Raw genomic sequence first — 18421 nt, 5'->3', positions numbered from 1 at the left:
CCCGCACGATCTTAAGAAAAGGCTTCGGGCTTCGCGGCCCGAGCCATATGGTCCAGCACCGCGTTGACGAATTTGGTTTCCTGGCCTTCCGGGAAAAACGCCTTCGCGACATCTACATATTCGTTGATGACGACTTTCGGCGGCGTGTCCGGCCCGATCAACTCGGCACCGGCGGCGCGGAAGAGCGCGCGCAAGGTCGGGTCGATCCGCGCGATGGGCCATTTGGCGACGAGTGCCGTATCGGTCATCTTGTCGATGCGGTTCTGGTTGTTCACTGCCTCGCGCAGCAGGGTGCGGAACAGGTCGATATCGCCCTCCGCATAGGTGTCGCCCTCAATCTCCGCGCCGAAACGGTAGCTTTCGAACTGGTCCTGCACCTCTTTGAGCGTGCTGTCCGAAGCCTCCATCTGAAACAGGGCCTGCACCGCATAAAGCCGCGCGGCGGAGCGCATTTGTCGTTTGTTGTTGCTCATCTCATGCCATCCTGAAACTGCCCTCGGGCAGCGCTTTTGCATCGGGCGTAAACCGGCGCTTGAGGGCGATGAGATGCATCGCGGCCTCGGCGGCCCCGCCACCCTTGTTCTGTTCGTTGACCTTCGCGCGGGCCTCGGCCTGCGCCATATTTTCCACAGTCAAGATCCCGTTGCCGAGGCAAATGCCCTCCAGCCCGAGCAAAGTCAGCCCCCGGCTGGAATCGTTGCAAACCGTGTCATAATGCGTCGTCTCGCCGCGGATCACGCAGCCAAGCGCGACATAGCCATCATACTCGCCCGAGCGGTCCGCAAGGCGGATCGCAGTCGGCAGTTCCAGCGCGCCGGGCACGTTGATGAGATCATGGGTCGCGCCCGCCGCCTCAATCGCCGCGCGCGCGCCCGCCACCAATTCGTCCGCGATATCCTTATAATAAGGGGCGACGACGATGAGCAGATGGGTCGGCGTGTCGAATTTGGGCTTGGGGAGAGTGTCATGCGCAGCGCCGGCCATCACGCGGCTCCTTTCGGGATCGGGCGGGTGCCGGTGATGCTGAGGCCGTAGCCGTCGAGCCCGACCACCCGCAGATTGGGGCTGTTGGTGAGAAGTTCCAGCTCTTCGATGCCGAGCGCGCCGAGGATTTGCGCGCCGAGGCCGTATTGCCGGAGGATCTGCGGCGCGCCTGCATCGCTATGGGCAATTTCGGCGGTCATGTCGCGCAACAGGACGACCGCGCCGCGCCCTTCGCGGGCAATCTCCGCCATCGCGTCACGCATCTGGGAGGACCGTTTAGGGGTCAGCCCAAGCAGATCGTCAAAGGGGTTGAGATGGTGCATCCGCACCAGCACCGGCCCGCCCGAGGCCACATCGCCCTTGGTCAGCGCAATATGCTCCGCGCCGGTCGCATCATCGCGGAAAATCCGCAGGGTCCAGTCGCCGCCATATTCGCTGGTCACATCGCGGCTTTCGATCTCGTTGACGAGGTGATCGTAGCGGCGGCGATAGGCGATCAGGTCCGAAATGGTGCCGATTTTCATCTTATGCTCGGCGGCAAATTCCATGAGGTCGGGCAGGCGGGCCATGCTGCCGTCCTCTTTCATGATCTCGCAAATCACGCCCGAGGGGTTCAGCCCGGCGAGGCGTGAAATATCCACCGCCGCTTCCGTATGGCCCGCGCGCACCAGAACGCCGCCGCGCCGCGCGCGCAGCGGGAAGACATGGCCGGGCGTCGCGATATGTTGCGGCCCGCTTTTCGGGTCAATCGCAACGGCGACGGTCCGCGCCCGATCATGGGCGGAAATGCCGGTCGAGACACCTTCGCGGGCCTCGATCGACACCGTGAAGGCCGTTTCATGCCGCGAGGAATTGCTCTGCGCCATCATCGGCAGACCAAGCGCATCAAGCTGCGCGCCGGTCATGGAGAGGCAAATCAGCCCGCGCCCATATTTGGCCATAAAGTTGATCGCATCGGGGGTGGCCATCTGGCCGGGGATCACCAGATCGCCCTCGTTTTCCCGGTCTTCGTGATCGACCAGAATGAACATGCGCCCGTTGCGCGCGTCCTCGATAATGTCCTCGATGGGGGAAATGCCGCTCATGCCGCTCCTCACTGTCTGGCGCGGGTCATACCGAATTCGCGCGCCAAGGGCTAGGGGGTGCTTTCAAGCCGCTCCAACCAATATTTTGCTTCGAGTGTTCTAAAGTGATTGGATCCGAGAGCACGCGTAAAAATGCGAAGAGCTTCACGGCATAATAATATACATTCATCTATTTTTGATCGCTCCATTTGAATTACTTCTACAAGAGCCATCATTGAGCTAGCGTGATTGGAACTGTGCTTTTCGTGACCTCGATCATAAATAGTTAGAGCTTGCCGGGCGTATTTTTCAGCATCTTCGAAACGTGATGTCCAGAAGCAAATATGTCCTAGAAGGTTAAGTCTTTGAGCATGATGTGCCGGCGATGCAAGTTGAGCCGCTTTTCCTATTTAAATAGCTTCTTTTATCAGCTTCTCTGCTGTTTTCGCGTCTGATCCGAACCTGTCGTCAGATCGGAAAGCTCTCTTAAACTTAACATGAGATAAATTTGTTATCGTAACTAAGTATGGATTGATCGATTCTTTGCTAATCTTCATTTTGCGCTGAAGTATATTTTTTGCTCGAATGAGCATTTTCTCTGCTTCTTGCAAGTTTTTCTCGCCTGTAGCGAGGTCCCCGAATTGGGAAATAGTTAACAGCGTTTTCGCGTGTTCCGTTAACGCAATGGCCTCTTCACGACTGCCCAAGTCTTTTGTCGCGAGAATAAGCTTGTCGGAATATGCCAGCGACCGCTCAAAATCGGCGATCACAAAATACGCGAATTGCGCTCGCTGAATTTTTTCGAAATCTTGAGATAGGTCTGCCGCCTGTCCGTAGTGATCGGCAGCGTCATTCAATCGTAATTCCTGATCGGCGATGACGCCGCGACCATATTCTGCTTCAGCACGACGCTGCCGTGACTTTTGTTCCTGTTCTTCCTCATAAAGGGCGACCTCGGCGAAGATTTTATCTGCAATTGTCAGATTTCCGCGATTCAACGCTTCGCGTGCTTCGTATATGCGCTCTTCGCTGACGGCACCCGACGCTTGTTTAAGAAGTTGTTCGAGCTCTCCAATCCGTTTTTGATATGCAGCGTAGTCGCGCTCCGGCTCCGAAAGGCGTCGACGAAGTTCTGCAAGCTCGCTTTCAAGTCTGCTGATCGCTTCTCTATGCTCTGCCTTGTCGGCTCTTCGGCTCTCAGAGAATTCTCTTCTGAGAAGCTCCTCTCGCTCTTTTACCGCTTCCTTCAAACTTGCCTGATGCTGCTCAAAGCTAATGCCGGTAAAGTGTTGATCTCGCCCAGCCTGCTGGACGTTCGATGAATTCTCAGCGCTGTTCTTTTTGCTATTCAAAACCATTATCCGGACTGATCCACATCTGTACTGTCTACTGCCTTGTTGTGAACGGGCGTTTTGCCCTGTCCGCCTGATTGTCTTACGTTCTGAGAATTGCGCGCGACGTTGGTTGTGGATGACCTTCTACGAAATAGACTGATGACCGTCGCAATCATCGTGATTAACGCGAGAATGAACATTGCCCACTCTACGCTGTCCCAACCAGAGAAAAACTTGATCACACTCATTGCCCGAACTCACGCAGCCGCGCGACATATCGGGCCAGCATGTCGATCTCAAGGTTCACCCTGTCGCCGGTTTTCGCGGTGCCCCATGTGGTGACCTCTTTGGTGTGGGGGATGAGGTTCACATCGAAACGGGTGCCGTTTACGCCATTCACCGTCAGCGAGGTGCCGTTGAGTGCGGCGGAGCCTTTCGCGGCGATGTATTTGGCAAGGCTTTCCGGCGCGTCGAAGGTGATGCGCGTGCTCTCGCCATCCTCGGTGATCTCCACAATCTCCGCGACCCCATCGACATGGCCCGACACGATATGCCCGCCGAGCTCATCGCCGAGTTTGAGCGAGCGTTCGAGATTGATTTTCCGCCCTTCACGCCAGTCGCCGAGCGTGGTTTTCGACAGGGTTTCGGCGGAAATATCGACCGCGAACCAGCCGCGACCATCTGTCTCGCCCTTTTCGGTCACCGTGAGGCAACAGCCGTCGCAGGCGATGGAGGCGCCGAGCGCGACGGTCTCAAGGTCGTAATCGCAAGCGATCCGCGCCTTCATATCGCCGTTTTGGCGGGTTTCGAGGACAGTTCCGATCTGTTCGATCAATCCGGTGAACATGGGGCAACTCCTTTACATCCCCACGTGCTACCGTGAGCGGAGTGTTGCGGCAAGCATCCGCTGACCCTTGAACCCGCCCGGCGGATGCGTCTAACTCACGCAAAAGAGAGGCAGCGTGTTGAAGCCCCGTCGTTTTTTGTTTTTGCAAGGGCCACATGGTCCGTTTTTTGCGCAGTTGGCACAGGCGCTTGCGGCGGAAGGTCATGCCGTGCGGCGGATCGGGGTCAATGCGGGCGACCGGGCGTATTGGCCGAAAACTTTGCCTTACGAGGCGTATCGCGACGATCCGGCGGAGTGGGGCGACTATCTTCGGGCGAATCTCACCGACACGGATCTGATGCTTTATGGCGACACGCGCCCGCACCATGCAGAGGCCATTGCAATTGCGAAAGCGGCAGGCGCGACGGTGCATGTGTTTGAGGAAGGGTATTTGCGCCCGTCCTGGGTGACATATGAACGCGATGGCTCCAACGGCCATTCGCGCCTGATGGAGATCAGCATCAACGACATGAGGGCCGCGCTGGCCGGGCATCCGAAAGCCGATGGCCACCCGCAGGACAAATGGGGCGCGCTCATCCGGCACAGCTATTACGGCGCCGCCTATCATGCGCGAGTCATGGCGGGGTGGCGGGACTATCCCAATTTCAAGCCACATCGTGGGATCTCGGTCGCGAAAGAGGCGCGGCTCAGTCTGGCGCGGCTCATCGCGATGCCCGCGCAGCGGCTGGAGCGGAATATCGCGCTGGATTCGCTGCGGCGCTCCGGGCGGCGCTATGATGTCGTGCTGTTGCAACTGGCGCATGACGCCTCGCTGAAAAGTCACAGTGAGTACAAGACCGTGGCCTCGATGATGGGCGAGGTGGCCCACGCCTTTGCCGCCGCCGCGCGGCGCGATGTGGACCTCGTTTTCAAATATCATCCGCTCGAAGATGGCCGCGAAGTCCTCCCCGATGTGGCGCGCAAACTGGCGGCAGAAACCGGCCTCGGGCCGCGCATTCATATCCATCCCGGCGGCAAACTCGCCGCGCTTCTCGACGGTGCGCGCGCCGTGGTCACGGTCAACTCTACCGCTGCGCAGCAAGCGCTCTGGCGCGGGCTTCCGGTGCGCGCGCTTGGCCGCTCCGTCTATGACAAGCCGGAACTGACCTCGCACCAGCCGCTCACCGATTTTTTCGCCCATCCCCAAGTGCCCGATGCGGCGGCTTACGACATTTACCGCAATTACCTGCTCGCAACCTCGCAATTTCCCGGCAGTTTCTATGCAGCTTCGGGCCGTAAACAGGCTATTTCACGTCTTTTGCGTGCAATACTGTCGCAGTTCAGCCCTTATGAACGATTAGGCTCGTAAAACGGTTGGCGTGATGGGATGGCTTCGTATAAGAGGGAAAAAAACATGAAGGAGCATGGCTTGAAACTCCAGCGTTTAGTGTCCGCCAAGTCGATGATTGCCGTTGCGGCTGTCAGTGCGTTGTCCGCCTGCGGGTTGCCGTCGTCGGGTCCGAGCAAGGAGCAGCTTCTGAGCTCCGATGCACGATTGGGCGGCGATGCCTTCGTGGTGCCGCTCGATAACGGCGTTGTTCAGATGACCCAACCTGGTGCGGGCCTCAGCTTTTCGGGCAATCTCCAGGGTGCGGCAGAGCCGAGCGCGGATGTGATCCGGCCCGGCGATGTGTTGACCGTGACGGTTTGGGAGAACGTCGATAACGGTCTTCTCGCCAATATCGGCCAGAAAGTGACGATGCTGGAAGCGCTCCAAGTCGATGAGCAGGGCCGGATTTTTGTGCCTTACGCGGGCGCGATCAATGTTGCGGGCGACAGCCCCGCAACCGTGCGCCGCAAGATCACCGCTGCGCTGCAAAGCCAGACGCCAGACCCGCAGGTTGAGGTCCGCCGCGACACCGGCGATGGCGCGACTGTCGCCGTGATTGGCCGCGTCAATGCGCAGCAGGTTGTGCCGGTGACCTCCTCGTCCAACACGCTGACCGAGGTGATCGCCTCGGCGGGCGGCATCTCGATCGAGCCGCAAATGGCCATGGTCCGCGTCGTGCGCAATGGCAGCGCCGAAACGGTGTGGCTTCAGGATATTTACGACAATCCGCGTTTCGACATTGCGATCCAGCCGGGCGACCGTGTGATCGTCGAGCAGGACCGCCGCAGCTTTACCTCCCTCGGCCAGACCTCCGGTCAGCGCGAGGTGGATTTCACCGAACCGAACCTGACGCTGATCGAAGCGCTCGGTCTCGTCGGCGGCCTGAATGGCAACACGGCGGACGCGACCGGCGTATTCGTTCTGCGCGAAGAGTCGGCGGCGGTGGCCAATGCGGTTCTGCGCCGCAACGACATCGTCTCGCCGCAGCGGATCGTCTATGCCCTTGATCTCAGCGAGCCTTCCGGGCTCTTCCTCGGGCGTGATTTCTTCATGCGCGACGACGATTTACTCTATGTGACGGAAGCACCTTATGTGAAATGGGCGCGCGTTATCACCTCGATCACCGCGCCGGCGACGCAGATCGACAGCATTCGAAATGTGGCCGACTAAGCCCAAACGGCTTGCAGCGATCTCACTTGGCTTCTGGCGCGCGCCTCATCTGAGGCGCGCGCTTGCCTTTCATGGCATCGAGATCGTCGCGCCTTGGGCACCCGCCGACGGCGTCGCGATCTGGGGACGGCGAAAGGTGGCTGCGCGTGGCCGTTGGCTGGCGCGCAGGCGCGGCTTGCCCGTGGTCACGATTGAAGACGCGCCGCTCCGATCCATCGCGCCCGGAGATCCGTGGCCGGTTGGGTTTTTGTTGGACGCAACCGGCGTGCATTTCGACGGGCGCGCACCGTCGGACGCGGAAACCGCGATCCTCGCCGCAACGGAGGATGACACGGAACGCGCCCGCGCGGGCATCGCGTTTTTGCAGGCGCATCACCTCTCGAAATACAATGAGGGCGACTCGACCCCGCTGCCCGGGTCTTACGTTCTGGTTGTGGATCAAACGGCGAGCGACGCGTCGCTGCTCTGCGCAGGTCGCACGGAGTTTCTGGCAATGCTGGGCGAGGCGCGTGCTGCCCACCCAGATGAAGAAATCATCATCCTCACCCACCCCGAAATCGCCTCCGGGCGCAAACAAGGACATTTCCGGCAAAGTGACCTCGACGCCAACATGCGCTTCGTGAGCGGTCTCACCCCATGGGCCGCACTGTCCGGTGCGAGCGCTGTCTATTGCTGGAGCAGCCAGCTCGGTTTGGACGCGATCCTCGCAGGGTTGCGCCCGCAGAGTTTTGGCTGGCCCATCTGGGCGGGGTGGGGCCTCTCCAACGACCGCCAGAGCTTCCCGCGCCGCATCCAGCGAAGTCGCGAGCAGCTTTTCGCGGGCCTCTATCTCCACCACGCGCGCTGGATTGACCCCTTTCGCGAAACCGCCACTGATTTCGAAACTGCCGCGCGCCAGCTTTTGAGCCGCCGCGATCACGCGTGCCGCACGAAAAAAGGCGCGGTTCTCATGAGCATGAGCCCGTGGAAGCGCGGCTTTCTAAGGCGGTTTTTCGTCGGCGATGTCAGCTTCGCCGAAGCCGACGACGCGGTGCGGTTGGCGGAGAAAACGGGCCGCCCGCTGATCCGCTGGGCGAGCCGCGATGGCGGGCTGAGCGTGCCAAATATGCAGTATATGGAGGACGGCTTTCTGCGCTCGGTCGGCCTCGGCGCAGCGCTGGTCCCGCCCGCGTCGCTGATCATCGACGATCTTGGCGTCCACTATGACCCGAGCCGCGAGAGCCGTTTGGAGCGGTTAATTTCCAAAGCGGAACCGACACCGCGCGCCGCCGCCCTCGGCCGTGCGATCATCGGCGCGAAGGTCAGCAAATATAATGTCGGGCACCACGCGCTTGACGATCTGCGCGCCCGCGCCGCAGGCCGCAAAATCATCCTTGTGCCGGGGCAGGTCGAAGACGACGCCTCGGTCATCTACGGCGCGCCCGGTCTTGGCAATGCCGATCTTCTGGCGCAAGCAAGGGATCTCTATACCCATGATTTCCTTGTCTATAAACCGCATCCCGATGTGGAAGCTGGGCTGCGTCTCGGGGTGATCGACGCGCAAATGGCGGACTATATTGCGCGGGAAACGAATGCGGCGGAGCTGCTCGATCTCTGCGACGCGGTGGTCACGCTGACCTCGCTGATGGGCTTCGAGGCGCTACTGCGCGGCAAGGCAGTGACCTGTCTCGGCACGCCCTTTTATGCGGGTTGGGGCCTCACGTGTGATCTGGCAAAAACGCCCGCGCGCCGTGCCGCGCGCCCGTCCATTGACGCTTTGGTGCAAGCCGCGCTGATCGACTATCCGCTCTATGTCGACCCGGTCACAGGGCTCGGTTGCGGTCCCGAGGACATTCTGGCGCGGCTCGAAGCGCGCGATCCGCGCTTGGCTAAAGCGCGTCCGGCACATCGCGGGGTGGCAGAACTTCTGCCGTTTTTCAAAGGGTTGAAGTAGGACGCCACTCGGTCCAGACATCGCCGCCGACCGCGCGCGTTTCATGAAGCGCGAAACGCGGGAAGGCGGCGAGCGGCGCCGGGGGCAACGCGCCAAGCGCTGGCCGTCCGTCCGCACCAAGCGCGAGACCCGCGCCGACATGGATCAGCCGGTCCACCAAACCTGCCTTGAGCAGCGCTGCGGCAAAGCTGCCGCCGCCTTCGCACAGCACGGAATTCAGGCCGTAATCGCCGAGCGTTTTGAGCAGGTGAGGCAGATCCAAACCATCTGCGTCGGTTGAAATCTCGCGAAGTTCCGCACCATTTTCCGCCCAAGCCTCCCGTGCCGCCTTCGGCGCGTCTGCGCTATGGATGAGCAGGGCTGGATGCTTTTTGGCGGACTGCCCAAGCCGTCCGTCCGGCGACAATCTTAACCGTCGATCCGCGACGATCCGGACCGGTTGCGGCACGTCTCCGAACCCGCGCACATCCAGCATCGGATCGTCGGCCAGCGCCGTGCCGGAGCCGACAAGGACCCCGTCATGACGGCTGCGGAGCGCATGGACCGCGCGGCGTGCCTCAGAACCCGTGATCCAGCGACTTTCGCCCGACGCGGTGGCAATCCGGCCATCCACACTGGTGGCAAGTTTCAGCGTGACCAGCGGGCGACCATGTTGAATTCGCATGAGAAATCCGGCGGTCACCTCGCGCGCCTCCTCCGCGCAGATGCCTTCGGTAACCTCAATCCCTGCCGCCTTTAGCTTCGCAATCCCGCCGCCATCGACGCGGGGGTCGGGGTCCCGCAAGGCCACGACGACGCTCGCCACACCGGCGGCGATCAGGGCGTCGGCGCAGGGTGGCGTGCGGCCGTGATGCGCGCAGGGCTCCAGCGTGACATAGGCGGTCGCGCCTGCGGCATCGCCCGCCATCGCCAAGGCTTGCGGTTCGGCATGGGGGCGTCCGCCCGCCGCCGTGCGCCCGCGCCCGATCACGCGACCGTCTTTCACGATCACGCAGCCCACGGACGGGTTCGGCCAACACGCGCCAAGCCCGCGCCGCGCCAGCGCGATGGCGTGACGCATATGCGCGATATCCGCGCGCTGGCTCATGGGTTAATCGTCTTCGACGGAGACTTTCGGGCGCAGCTCGGCGACGAAATTCTCGAAATCATCCGGGTTCTGGAAGTTCTTGTAAACACTTGCAAAACGCACATAAGCGACGGTGTCGATCCGGGCGAGCGCGTCCATAACGATCTCGCCGATGCGCTCGGAAGGGATGTCCGTGTCGCCGAGCGATTCCAGCCGCCGCACGATCCCGGTGATCATCATATCGGTGCGTTCGGCCTCAATCGGGCGCTTTTGCATGGCGATGCGTATGGAGCGTTCCAGCTTCTCGCGCTCGAAATCCTCGCGTTTGCCGGAGCGTTTCACGACGGTCAGATCGCGCAGCTGGACCCGCTCATAAGTGGTAAATCGCGCCCCGCATCCGGGGCAGAACCGGCGACGGCGGATCGCGACGTGATCCTCGGCCGGGCGGCTGTCTTTCACTTGGGTGTCGAGATTCTGACAGAACGGGCAGCGCATTTCTTCCCCTCGCAAGTTTCCCGCCCACTATAGCTAGGGCGATTCGCCAAGGATAGAGCACTCTTTGCAAAAATGGCCCAGAAGATGTGGGCGCGCGGCAGAAATCACACAATCTCTTGAGCCGGGTGGTTTGGCTGACCCCGCTGTGCAAGGCTCGCCGGGCAAGCAAAAGGGAGGACATTATGTCTATTGCACGCGTGACCGAAATTTCCGCAACCTCCGAAAAAGGCTTCGAAGATGCCGTGCGTCAGGGCGTGAAGCGCGCCAATGAGACCCTGCGCAATGTGAAAGGCGCGTGGGTGAAGGAGCAGCATGTGATGTGCGACGGTGGCAACATCACCCATTACCGTGTGAATATGATGGTGACCTTCGTCCTCGACGATTGATCACGGGAGTGAGCCCAAAGAAAAAGCCCGGCATTGCGCCGGGCTTTTTTTATTGCTCGAGGAAGCTGCGGAGCTTGCGGCTCCGGCTCGGATGTTTGAGCTTGCGCAGCGCCTTCGCCTCGATCTGGCGGATCCGCTCGCGGGTCACGCTGAACTGCTGGCCGACCTCTTCGAGGGTGTGGTCGGTGTTCATGCCGATGCCAAACCGCATCCTGAGCACGCGCTCTTCGCGGGGCGTGAGCGAGGCCAGAACGCGGGTCGTGGTCTCTTTGAGATTGCCCTGAATGGCGCTGTCGAGGGGCAGGATCGCGTTCTTGTCCTCGATGAAATCGCCAAGCTGACTGTCTTCCTCGTCGCCAATCGGCGTCTCCAGCGAAATCGGTTCCTTGGCGATTTTCATCACCTTACGGACCTTTTCCAGCGGCATTTGCAGCTTGTCCGCCAATTCCTCCGGCGTCGGCTCGCGGCCGATCTCGTGGAGCATCTGACGGCCGGTCCGCACCAGCTTGTTGATCGTCTCAATCATATGGACCGGGATGCGGATCGTGCGGGCTTGGTCCGCAATGGAGCGGGTGATCGCCTGACGGATCCACCATGTCGCATAGGTGGAGAATTTATAGCCGCGGCGATACTCGAATTTATCCACCGCTTTCATCAGGCCGATATTGCCTTCCTGAATGAGATCAAGGAATTGCAGCCCGCGGTTGGTGTATTTCTTGGCAATCGAGATCACGAGACGCAGGTTCGCCTCGACCATTTCTTTCTTGGCCTGACGCGCCTCTTTCTCGCCCTTCTGGACCTGCTGCACGATGCGGCGATATTCGGAAATATCGACGCCGATATACTGGCCGATCTGGGCCAGTTCGCCGCGCAGTTCCTCGACCTTCTCGCCGTGACGCTCGATCAGCGTGGACCAGCCACGGCCCTTGAGTTCGCTGATCCGCTCCATCCAGATCGGGTCCAGCTCCGAGCCGCGATAGGCTTCCACGAAATCCTTACGGTTGACGCGGGCCTGATCGGCGAGCTTCACCATCTGTCCGTCAATCGTCATCAGGCGCTTGTTGATGCCGTAAAGCTGATCGACCAGCGCTTCGATCCGGTTGTTGTGGAGGTGCAGCCCGTTCACCAGTTCGACAAGCCGGGTGCGGAGCGTCTGATAGGCGCCCTCCTGCTTAGCCGAGAAGCTTTCATCCTCGTTCATCGTGGCCGACAGACGATTGTCCTGCATCTCGGCCAGCTTTTCATAGAGGCCCGCGATCTCGTCGAGGGTTTCGAGAACCTTCGGCTTCAGCGTCGCTTCCATCGCGGCGAGCGAGAGGTTCGCGCCCTCATCCTCGTCGTCCTCATCCTCGTCATCGCTTTCGGTCTCATCGGACGCATGGCTGTCGTCCTCATCCTCGTCCGCAGCGGCAGCGGTGATGGTGTCTTCGCCGTCTTCCTCATCGTCCATCGATTGACCGAACGTGGTCTCAAGGTCGATCACATCGCGCAGCAGAATTTCTTCTTCGAGAAGCTCGTCGCGCCAGATGGTGATGGCTTGGAAGGTGAGGGGGCTTTCGCAGAGCCCGGCAATCATGGTGTTGCGGCCCGCCTCGATGCGCTTCGCAATCGCGATCTCGCCCTCGCGGGACAGAAGCTCCACCGACCCCATTTCACGCAGATACATGCGCACCGGATCGTCCGTGCGGTCCAGATTCTCGCTGGAGGACGAGGTGGTCGCCACCGCGCGGGAGGAAGAGCCCTCAGTGGTCGCCGTGTCCTTATTGTCGTCCTCATCCTCGTCTTCATCGGAATCGACGACTTGAATGCCCATCTCATTGAGCATCGCCATCACATCCTCGATCTGTTCGGAGGACACCTCGTCGGGGGGCAAGACTTCGTTCAGCTCGTCATAAGTTACCGATCCGCGTTCTTTCGCCTTGGCGATCATCTTACGGACGGCGGCTTTGCTCATATCGAGCACATGCTCATTATCCTGTTCATCAACCGGCTTCTGATCGGTATCTTTTGCTGCCATGCTGTCCCCCTCACGCGTCGTTTCGCGGAATGCCTCAATATGGTGAACGAATCATTGATTCGCAATGAACCGGGTGAATGATTCTTACCTGTTAAAGTTAATATGCGCGGTCTATTGGCCTTTTTTTACCGCCTTTTGCAGGATTCGATCCAGTCCGGAGCGGAAATCCAGCGTTGATTCGGTTCCTTCGCCCGAATCAGGCAGGCGAAGGGCATCTTCCAGGGCCCGGCGGGCCGCGCTGAGCCGGTAGAGCGCCGATTCCGTCGGATGATCCGCGAAATCCGCCTCTGCCTCTGCGATCTCCATTTGCAAACCGGCCTGCGCACCGAGCCGCCGCAGCGCCTCTTCGATGGCGGTCTGCGCATCATGGGCCGAGACGGCGGTCGAAAACCTGCGATTGACCCGCGTGATCCGTGCGGCGTCGAGGGCCTCCAGCGGGTCCGTCCCAAGCTGGCGTTGCAATGTGGAAATCAGGCTCGCCCTGTCAGATAGGCCGCTGGCGAGCGCTTGCAAGAGGGCGAGGCGAATCCGGTCCGTTTGCGCGTCGGAAAAGGGCTGATCTTCGAGCGTGTCGATGAGGGCGAGGGCGGCATCGGGGTGGTTGATGCAGCCCGCAAGGATCGCCGCCTCCATGACCCCGCTGCCGCTCGCGCCCGAAACAAGCCGCGAGGCGCGGGCCGAGGTGCTGGCCCCTTGCGGCGCGCGGGGCTTCCACGGGCCGCGCGGCCCGCCGCTATTCTGCGCCCGTTTCGGGGCGAAGAGTGTCTGTCGCCGCTCCTGAATCGCGGCGCCGTAATGATTGCGCAGCACCGGGTCGGGGATCTGGCGGAGCGCCGTGCGCAGGGCATTGTCGAGCGCGGTCCGCCGCTCGGGCGTGTCGAACTGGCCATCCTCCGTCTCGCGCCGCCACAGCATTTCGACAAGAGGGAGCGAGACGTTCAGCGTCTCCTGCATCGCACCCGGGCCGCCGCTCTGGATAAGATCGTCAGGGTCCTGACCCTCGGGCATAAGGCAGAAATTCAGCGTCCGCCCGCCTTCCAGCATCGGCAAGGCGAGGTCGATCAGACGGTAGGCCGCGCGCTGGCCTGCCTTGTCGCCATCAAGCGCAATCACCGGCTCCGGTGTGATCCGCCAGAGAAGCCGCAACTGATCCTCCGTGATCGCGGTGCCAAGCGGCGCAACGGCGTGACCGAAACCCGCCTGCGCCAGCGCGATCACATCCATATAGCCCTCAGCAACGATGAGCGCGCCGGATTTGCCCGCCGCCTCGCGGGCCGGGCCGTGATTGTAAAGATTGTGGCCTTTGTGAAAGAGCGGCGTCTCGGGCGAGTTGAGATATTTCGCCCGCGCCGCCTCGCTCATCGCCCGCCCGCCAAGGGCAATCGCCCGGCCCCGCAGATCGCGGATCGGGAAGATGATGCGGTCGCGGAAGCGGTCATAGGGGGTGCCGCTGTCGGGGGTCGCCGAAAGCCCTGCGGTCTCGATATCCGCCTCCGGCACGGATTTGCCCAAAAGATGCTGGCGCAGCGCGTCGCGGTTGTCGGGCGCAAAGCCGATCTCGAAGCGGTCAATCGTCTCGGCCCGGAGCCCGCGCCGTTCCAGATAGGCCCGCGCATCGGCGGCGGCGTTGGTCTTGAGTTGCAGGCGGTAGAATTGCACCGCCTGTTCCATGACCTCCGCCAGCCGCGTCGCCTCATCGGCTTTTTTCTGCGCTTGCGGATCGCGCGCGGGCATCTGCATCCCGGCCTCGCGGGCGAGAATTTCCACCGCGTCGATAAATCCGACATTCTCGGTCTCCTGCACGAAACCGAAAAGATTGCCCTTCGCCTGACAGCCGAAGCAGTAATAGAAGCCCTTCTGGTCATCGACGTGAAAACTCGCGGTTTTCTCGCCGTGGAAGGGGCAGGGCGCCCACCAGTCCCCCTTCGCCTGATTGGATTTCTTGAGATCCCACGTCACCTTGCGCCCGACCACTTGAGACATGGGCAGGCGGCTTTTCAGCTCATCAAGGAAGGACGGGGGGATGCTCATTCGATCTCCACCACCTGCGTCTCCACACCGTCCGGGCCGAAGATACGGATGCGCTCCACGCCGCTGGCATCACGGGTGACAACGCCGCTCCAGCCGCTGCCCATGGTGATGGCTTCGGCGCTCTCCCCATCAGGCAGCGTGATGGATTCCGGCAGCATCGGCGCGCCGCCGACCTTGATTTCCTGAAATTTCAGGACGAAAAGCACCGCAATGGTGATGACCATGCCGATAAGCGATAGGGTCAGAACCGTCACCAGCCGCCGCAAAAACTTCAGGCGCGGCGGTTCGGGCATATCGTGAAGGGAGTCATCCATGGGGTCAGTGTCGCATATCCGGGTTGAGCTGGAAATCTCTGGCCGTCTGGATAAGGCATTGGCGGAGGCCGCGCCAGACCTGTCGCGTTCACGGCTCAAAGTGCTGATCGAGGCGGGGGCGGTTTCGCGAGACGGGACGCCCGCCAGCGATGCGAAAATGAAGGTCGAGGCGGGCGAGGTTTGGGACATCGCGATCCCCGAGGCGGAGGAGATTGATCTCATCCCGCAAAACATCCCGCTCGACATTGTGTTCGAGGATGACGATCTGATCGTGGTGAACAAGCCCGCCGGGCTCACGGTCCATCCCGGCGCGGGCCAGCCGGACGGCACGCTGGTCAACGCGCTGATGTATCATTGCGGGGACCGGCTCTCCGGGATTGGTGGAGAGAAGCGCCCCGGCATCGTGCATCGCATCGACAAGGACACCTCCGGCCTTCTGGTTGTCGCCAAATCCGACTCGGCGCATCAGGGTCTGGCCGCGCAATTCGCGGCACATGATCTGGAACGGCAATATCGCGCCTTTTGCTGGGGCGTGCCGTCTCCCGGCGATCCGCGTCTTGCAGGACTGACAGCGGTGCGCTGGCAAAATGCGCGGCTGACACTCAACGCACCGATCGCCCGCCACCGCCATGACCGCAAGAAAATGGCGATTGTGGAGGGCGGCAAACGCGCCGTCACCCATGTTGAGATCGCGGAGCCGCTGACCGGATCCGCAGAGATCACTTGCCGTTTGGAGACCGGGCGCACTCACCAGATCCGCGTCCACATGGCGCATATCGGTCATCCGCTGATCGGCGATCCGGTTTATGGCGGCGGGCGGAGCGTCCCGCAGGCGCTCAGCCCGGCCGCGCGGGACTATATCGCGGCCTTCCCGCGTCAAGCGCTCCATGCGGAAACACTGGGTTTCCGCCATCCCGTCAGCGACGAAATGCTAAGGTTTTCAGCGCCTTTGCCCGAAGATATGCAAAAATTGCGCGCATTTCTGACGGATTTGAATAGGTAAAGCCATTGCACTCGCCGCCTCACGGCTTACATTAAAGCCCTTGTCGAGAAAGGTTGATCCCATGGCGAATTACACCAATCTTCCCGCTCCGTCCCCTGAACAGGGTCTCTCGCGTTACCTGACCGAGATCCGCAAGTTCCCAATGCTGGAGCCGGAAGAAGAATATATGCTCGCCAAGGCTTGGGTGGATCGCGAGGACAAGGAATCCGCGCATAAACTCGTGACCTCGCATCTGCGGCTCGCGGCCAAGATCGCCATGGGCTATCGCGGGTATGGTCTGCCGACAGCCGAGGTGATTTCCGAAGCCAATGTGGGCCTGATGCAGGCCGTGAAACGGTTTGACCCCGAAAAGGGCTTCCGCCTCGCCACCTATGCGATGTGGTGGATCCGGGCGAGCATTCAGGAATATATCCTGCGTTCTTGGAGCCTCGTGAAGATGGGCACCACCTCGGGCCAGAAGAAACTGTTCTTTAACCTGCGCAAGGCCAAAAACAAGATCGGCGCGATGGAGGAGGGCGATTTGCGGCCCGAAAACGTCAAGCAGATCGCCGAGCAGCTGAACGTGACCGAGGATGAGGTCATTTCCATGAACCGCCGTATGACCGGCGGCGATGCGTCCCTCAATGCGCCCCTCTCGAAAGGTGAGGAGGGGTCGGCGGAATGGCAGGACTGGCTCGAAGATGACGACGCCAATCAGGCCGCCGAATATGCCGAGCGCAATGAGTATGAGACGCGCATGGAAATGATGACCGAGGCGATGGAGGTGCTGAACGATCGTGAAAAGCACATCCTCTCGGAGCGCCGTTTGCAGGACGAGCCGAAAACGCTCGAAGAGCTGTCGCAGGTCTATGATGTGAGCCGTGAGCGGATCCGTCAGATCGAGGTGCGCGCTTTCGAAAAGCTGCAAGAGCGGATGCGGGAGATTGCGCAGGAGCGGGGTCTCATGCCCGCGGCGGAAGAGACCGAAGACGCCTAAGAAAAGCGCCCAGCGGGGCGCTTTTTCATTACTGCCCGAGCTTGCGGCGCACCCATTTCCAGCCGGTCAGCATGGGCGTCACCAGATCTTCACGCTTCCAGAAGCGGTAGAAAAAGATGATGCCGATATGCAGGATCACGAGAAGCAGGATCAGCGTTGCGCCGGTGTGGTGCAGGCCGACGGCCTCGGTCGCGAGATCATGCGGCACCGCGCCCGCGAAAGGGCCGACATTCACGTAATCTTCGGGGTCCGAGATCAGCCCTGTCACCACCTGAAAACTCAGCACGCCGAGGATGGCGAGAACCGCCAGCGCGCCGAGCGGGTTATGCCCCGGCCAATAGCTCGGGTGGCGATGGAACATGTGGCTCAGATAGCCGGTGATGGCGGAAGGGCCGCGCAGAAAATGGGTGAACCGCGCCGGTTTCGGGCCGACAAAGCCCCAGAGAATGCGGAACAGAATCAGCCCGCACACGGTATAGCCTGCGTAAAAATGCAGCGTCATAATGCTCGGGCCGTATTCGCCGAGGCCCCATGCCGTGATCACCGCGATGGCGAGCGCCCAGTGAAAGACCCGCAAAAGCGGGTCCCACAATTTGACCTTTTCCACATCTGGCGGGCGCTGCGTATCCTCAGCGGCCGCCGTGCTGTGGGTGTCGTCGCTCATTAATTGGCCCGGTAATCGTCATGGCAGGCCTTGCAGGCCCCGCCGAGTTGCTGAAGCACCGGCCCGACATTTTCCTGACCGCCGCGCACCGCTTCGCTTGCGCCTGCGGCAGCTTCACCAAGGGCGGCAAAACGCGCTTCAAACCCTTCGCGGTCGCTCCAGATTTCCGGGCGCGCTTCGGTTTCATCATCGCCCAGATCATCGACCGAGCTGCCTTCGACGAAATGCATCGGCACGCCATATTGCGTCAGCGCCTCGATATTGGCGGCATGAGCGGCGGCGACCTCCTCGTCATACTCGACCTCGCCTCGGGCCATGCCCGAGAGGGCGCCCATATTCGCGCCAAGCAGGGTGAAGAAGCTCTGCCGGGCCTCGACGGCGCTTTCGAACGCATCTTGCGCGAAAACCGTGGCGGGCAGGGCGATCAGAGTTGCGGCTAGGATGTTACGCATATGTGGCCTCCTTGGCTGATTAATCGAGGTTAGCAGACGGTTGGGTCTCAATCAAAAATCTTTATATCAATCTTCGATGACCCTAATAAAAAAGGGCGCCGAAGCGCCCCTTGGGGGGGAAGGAATTAAATTAGATTGGCGGATCGTAATAAACTGGATTGGCGAGGGGCGGCTTAGGTCGCCCTTTTTCGTGAAAGGGCTTTATTTGAAAGGGCCAATCGGGCTTTCGCTGGTCGCCTAGGGCAAATTGGCGGATCAGCGAGCGAGGCGCACATTAATTTAGAATTGTCGCCGGAATTTGCCCCCATTTTCCCGT

19 protein-coding genes are annotated in these 18421 nt (G+C 60.9%); 6 read left to right on the top strand and 13 right to left on the bottom strand.

Going from position 1 to position 18421, the window contains the following annotated elements; translation table 11 throughout:
* Positions 1 to 11: 11 nt before the first annotated feature.
* The 6 genes from nusB to ACMA5I_RS06760 all read right to left on the bottom strand — a co-directional run bounded on the left by nusB (position 12) and on the right by ACMA5I_RS06760 (position 4229).
* Positions 12 to 473 (bottom strand): transcription antitermination factor NusB, encoded by a 462-nt coding sequence (nusB, locus tag ACMA5I_RS06785; RefSeq protein ID WP_525885476.1) that lies wholly within the window; start codon positions 471 to 473, stop codon positions 12 to 14.
* Position 474: 1 nt separating this feature from the next.
* Positions 475 to 984: a 6,7-dimethyl-8-ribityllumazine synthase gene (locus ACMA5I_RS06780; protein WP_525885475.1), complete on the bottom strand. Its 510-nt coding sequence runs from the start codon at positions 982 to 984 to the stop codon at positions 475 to 477.
* Positions 984 to 2069: a 3,4-dihydroxy-2-butanone-4-phosphate synthase gene (ribB, locus tag ACMA5I_RS06775; RefSeq protein ID WP_525885474.1), complete on the bottom strand. Its 1086-nt coding sequence runs from the start codon at positions 2067 to 2069 to the stop codon at positions 984 to 986. The genes ACMA5I_RS06780 and ribB overlap by 1 nt, the downstream gene beginning before the upstream one ends.
* Before the next feature lie 50 nt (positions 2070 to 2119).
* The gene (locus tag ACMA5I_RS06770) at positions 2120 to 2458 is read right to left on the bottom strand and encodes a tetratricopeptide repeat protein (protein ID WP_525885665.1); all 339 of its coding nucleotides are present in this window, start codon (positions 2456 to 2458) and stop codon (positions 2120 to 2122) included.
* Entirely contained in the window at positions 2459 to 3400 is a 942-nt protein-coding gene (locus ACMA5I_RS06765) for a hypothetical protein (protein WP_525885473.1), read from the bottom strand.
* 226 nt (positions 3401 to 3626) lie between these two features.
* Positions 3627 to 4229: a riboflavin synthase gene (locus ACMA5I_RS06760; protein ID WP_525885472.1), complete on the bottom strand. Its 603-nt coding sequence runs from the start codon at positions 4227 to 4229 to the stop codon at positions 3627 to 3629.
* A 175-nt stretch (positions 4230 to 4404) separates the two neighbouring features.
* Between ACMA5I_RS06760 and ACMA5I_RS06755 the strand changes: the two genes are divergently transcribed.
* The 3 genes from ACMA5I_RS06755 to ACMA5I_RS06745 all read left to right on the top strand — a co-directional run bounded on the left by ACMA5I_RS06755 (position 4405) and on the right by ACMA5I_RS06745 (position 8701).
* Complete coding sequence (locus ACMA5I_RS06755; protein ID WP_525885471.1) at positions 4405 to 5577, top strand: capsular polysaccharide export protein, LipB/KpsS family; 1173 nt, start codon at positions 4405 to 4407, stop codon at positions 5575 to 5577.
* Between the two features lie 78 nt (positions 5578 to 5655).
* Positions 5656 to 6768, top strand: coding sequence for a polysaccharide biosynthesis/export family protein (locus ACMA5I_RS06750; RefSeq protein ID WP_525885470.1), 1113 nt, complete (start codon positions 5656 to 5658; stop codon positions 6766 to 6768).
* A gap of 136 nt (positions 6769 to 6904) precedes the next feature.
* Positions 6905 to 8701 carry a capsule polysaccharide biogenesis protein gene (locus tag ACMA5I_RS06745; RefSeq protein WP_525885469.1) on the top strand — a complete coding sequence of 599 codons (1797 nt, stop codon included), beginning with the start codon at positions 6905 to 6907 and terminating at the stop codon, positions 8699 to 8701.
* On the opposite strand, the gene ribD is transcribed toward ACMA5I_RS06745, so the two are convergent.
* Together ribD and nrdR are read right to left on the bottom strand one after the other, a co-directional pair.
* Entirely contained in the window at positions 8685 to 9788 is a 1104-nt protein-coding gene (gene ribD, locus ACMA5I_RS06740; protein ID WP_525885468.1) for a bifunctional diaminohydroxyphosphoribosylaminopyrimidine deaminase/5-amino-6-(5-phosphoribosylamino)uracil reductase RibD, read from the bottom strand. The two genes, ACMA5I_RS06745 and ribD, sit on opposite strands and share 17 nt — an antisense overlap.
* A 3-nt stretch (positions 9789 to 9791) precedes the next feature.
* Positions 9792 to 10262: a transcriptional regulator NrdR gene (nrdR, locus tag ACMA5I_RS06735; protein ID WP_525885467.1), complete on the bottom strand. Its 471-nt coding sequence runs from the start codon at positions 10260 to 10262 to the stop codon at positions 9792 to 9794.
* Positions 10263 to 10444: 182 nt separating this feature from the next.
* On the opposite strand from nrdR, the gene ACMA5I_RS06730 reads away from it, so the two are divergent.
* Positions 10445 to 10648, top strand: a complete 204-nt coding sequence (locus ACMA5I_RS06730; protein WP_525885466.1) for a dodecin family protein — start codon at positions 10445 to 10447, stop codon at positions 10646 to 10648.
* Positions 10649 to 10697: 49 nt separating this feature from the next.
* Here ACMA5I_RS06730 and rpoD read toward each other — a convergent pair whose 3' ends face one another.
* The 3 genes from rpoD to ACMA5I_RS06715 all read right to left on the bottom strand — a co-directional run bounded on the left by rpoD (position 10698) and on the right by ACMA5I_RS06715 (position 15010).
* Complete coding sequence (gene rpoD / locus ACMA5I_RS06725; RefSeq protein WP_525885465.1) at positions 10698 to 12665, bottom strand: RNA polymerase sigma factor RpoD; 1968 nt, start codon at positions 12663 to 12665, stop codon at positions 10698 to 10700.
* A 111-nt stretch (positions 12666 to 12776) separates the two neighbouring features.
* Complete coding sequence (dnaG, locus tag ACMA5I_RS06720; protein ID WP_525885464.1) at positions 12777 to 14696, bottom strand: DNA primase; 1920 nt, start codon at positions 14694 to 14696, stop codon at positions 12777 to 12779.
* Complete coding sequence (locus ACMA5I_RS06715) at positions 14693 to 15010, bottom strand: DUF6476 family protein (protein ID WP_525885463.1); 318 nt, start codon at positions 15008 to 15010, stop codon at positions 14693 to 14695. The genes dnaG and ACMA5I_RS06715 overlap by 4 nt, the downstream gene beginning before the upstream one ends.
* On the opposite strand from ACMA5I_RS06715, the gene ACMA5I_RS06710 reads away from it, so the two are divergent.
* Both ACMA5I_RS06710 and rpoH read left to right on the top strand, forming a co-directional pair.
* Positions 15009 to 16013, top strand: a complete 1005-nt coding sequence (locus ACMA5I_RS06710; protein WP_525885462.1) for an RluA family pseudouridine synthase — start codon at positions 15009 to 15011, stop codon at positions 16011 to 16013. The genes ACMA5I_RS06715 and ACMA5I_RS06710 overlap by 2 nt on opposite strands.
* A 61-nt stretch (positions 16014 to 16074) precedes the next feature.
* A complete protein-coding gene (gene rpoH / locus ACMA5I_RS06705; protein ID WP_525885664.1) occupies positions 16075 to 16989 on the top strand; it encodes an RNA polymerase sigma factor RpoH in 915 nt (304 codons plus the stop codon).
* 28 nt (positions 16990 to 17017) lie between these two features.
* Here rpoH and ACMA5I_RS06700 read toward each other — a convergent pair whose 3' ends face one another.
* Positions 17018 to 17653: a cytochrome b/b6 domain-containing protein gene (locus tag ACMA5I_RS06700; protein ID WP_525885461.1), complete on the bottom strand. Its 636-nt coding sequence runs from the start codon at positions 17651 to 17653 to the stop codon at positions 17018 to 17020.
* The gene (locus ACMA5I_RS06695; protein ID WP_525885460.1) at positions 17653 to 18105 is read right to left on the bottom strand and encodes a c-type cytochrome; all 453 of its coding nucleotides are present in this window, start codon (positions 18103 to 18105) and stop codon (positions 17653 to 17655) included. Before ACMA5I_RS06695 ends, ACMA5I_RS06700 begins: the two co-directional genes overlap by 1 nt.
* Positions 18106 to 18421 lie beyond the last annotated feature (316 nt).

Source organism: Jujubicoccus corallicola (genome assembly GCF_047345645.1).
In the GTDB taxonomy this organism is placed as follows: domain Bacteria; phylum Pseudomonadota; class Alphaproteobacteria; order Rhodobacterales; family Rhodobacteraceae; genus JBLEFH01.
The sequence above is the reverse complement of the archived record's forward strand: the minus strand, read 5'-3'. Positions and strand labels throughout refer to the sequence as shown.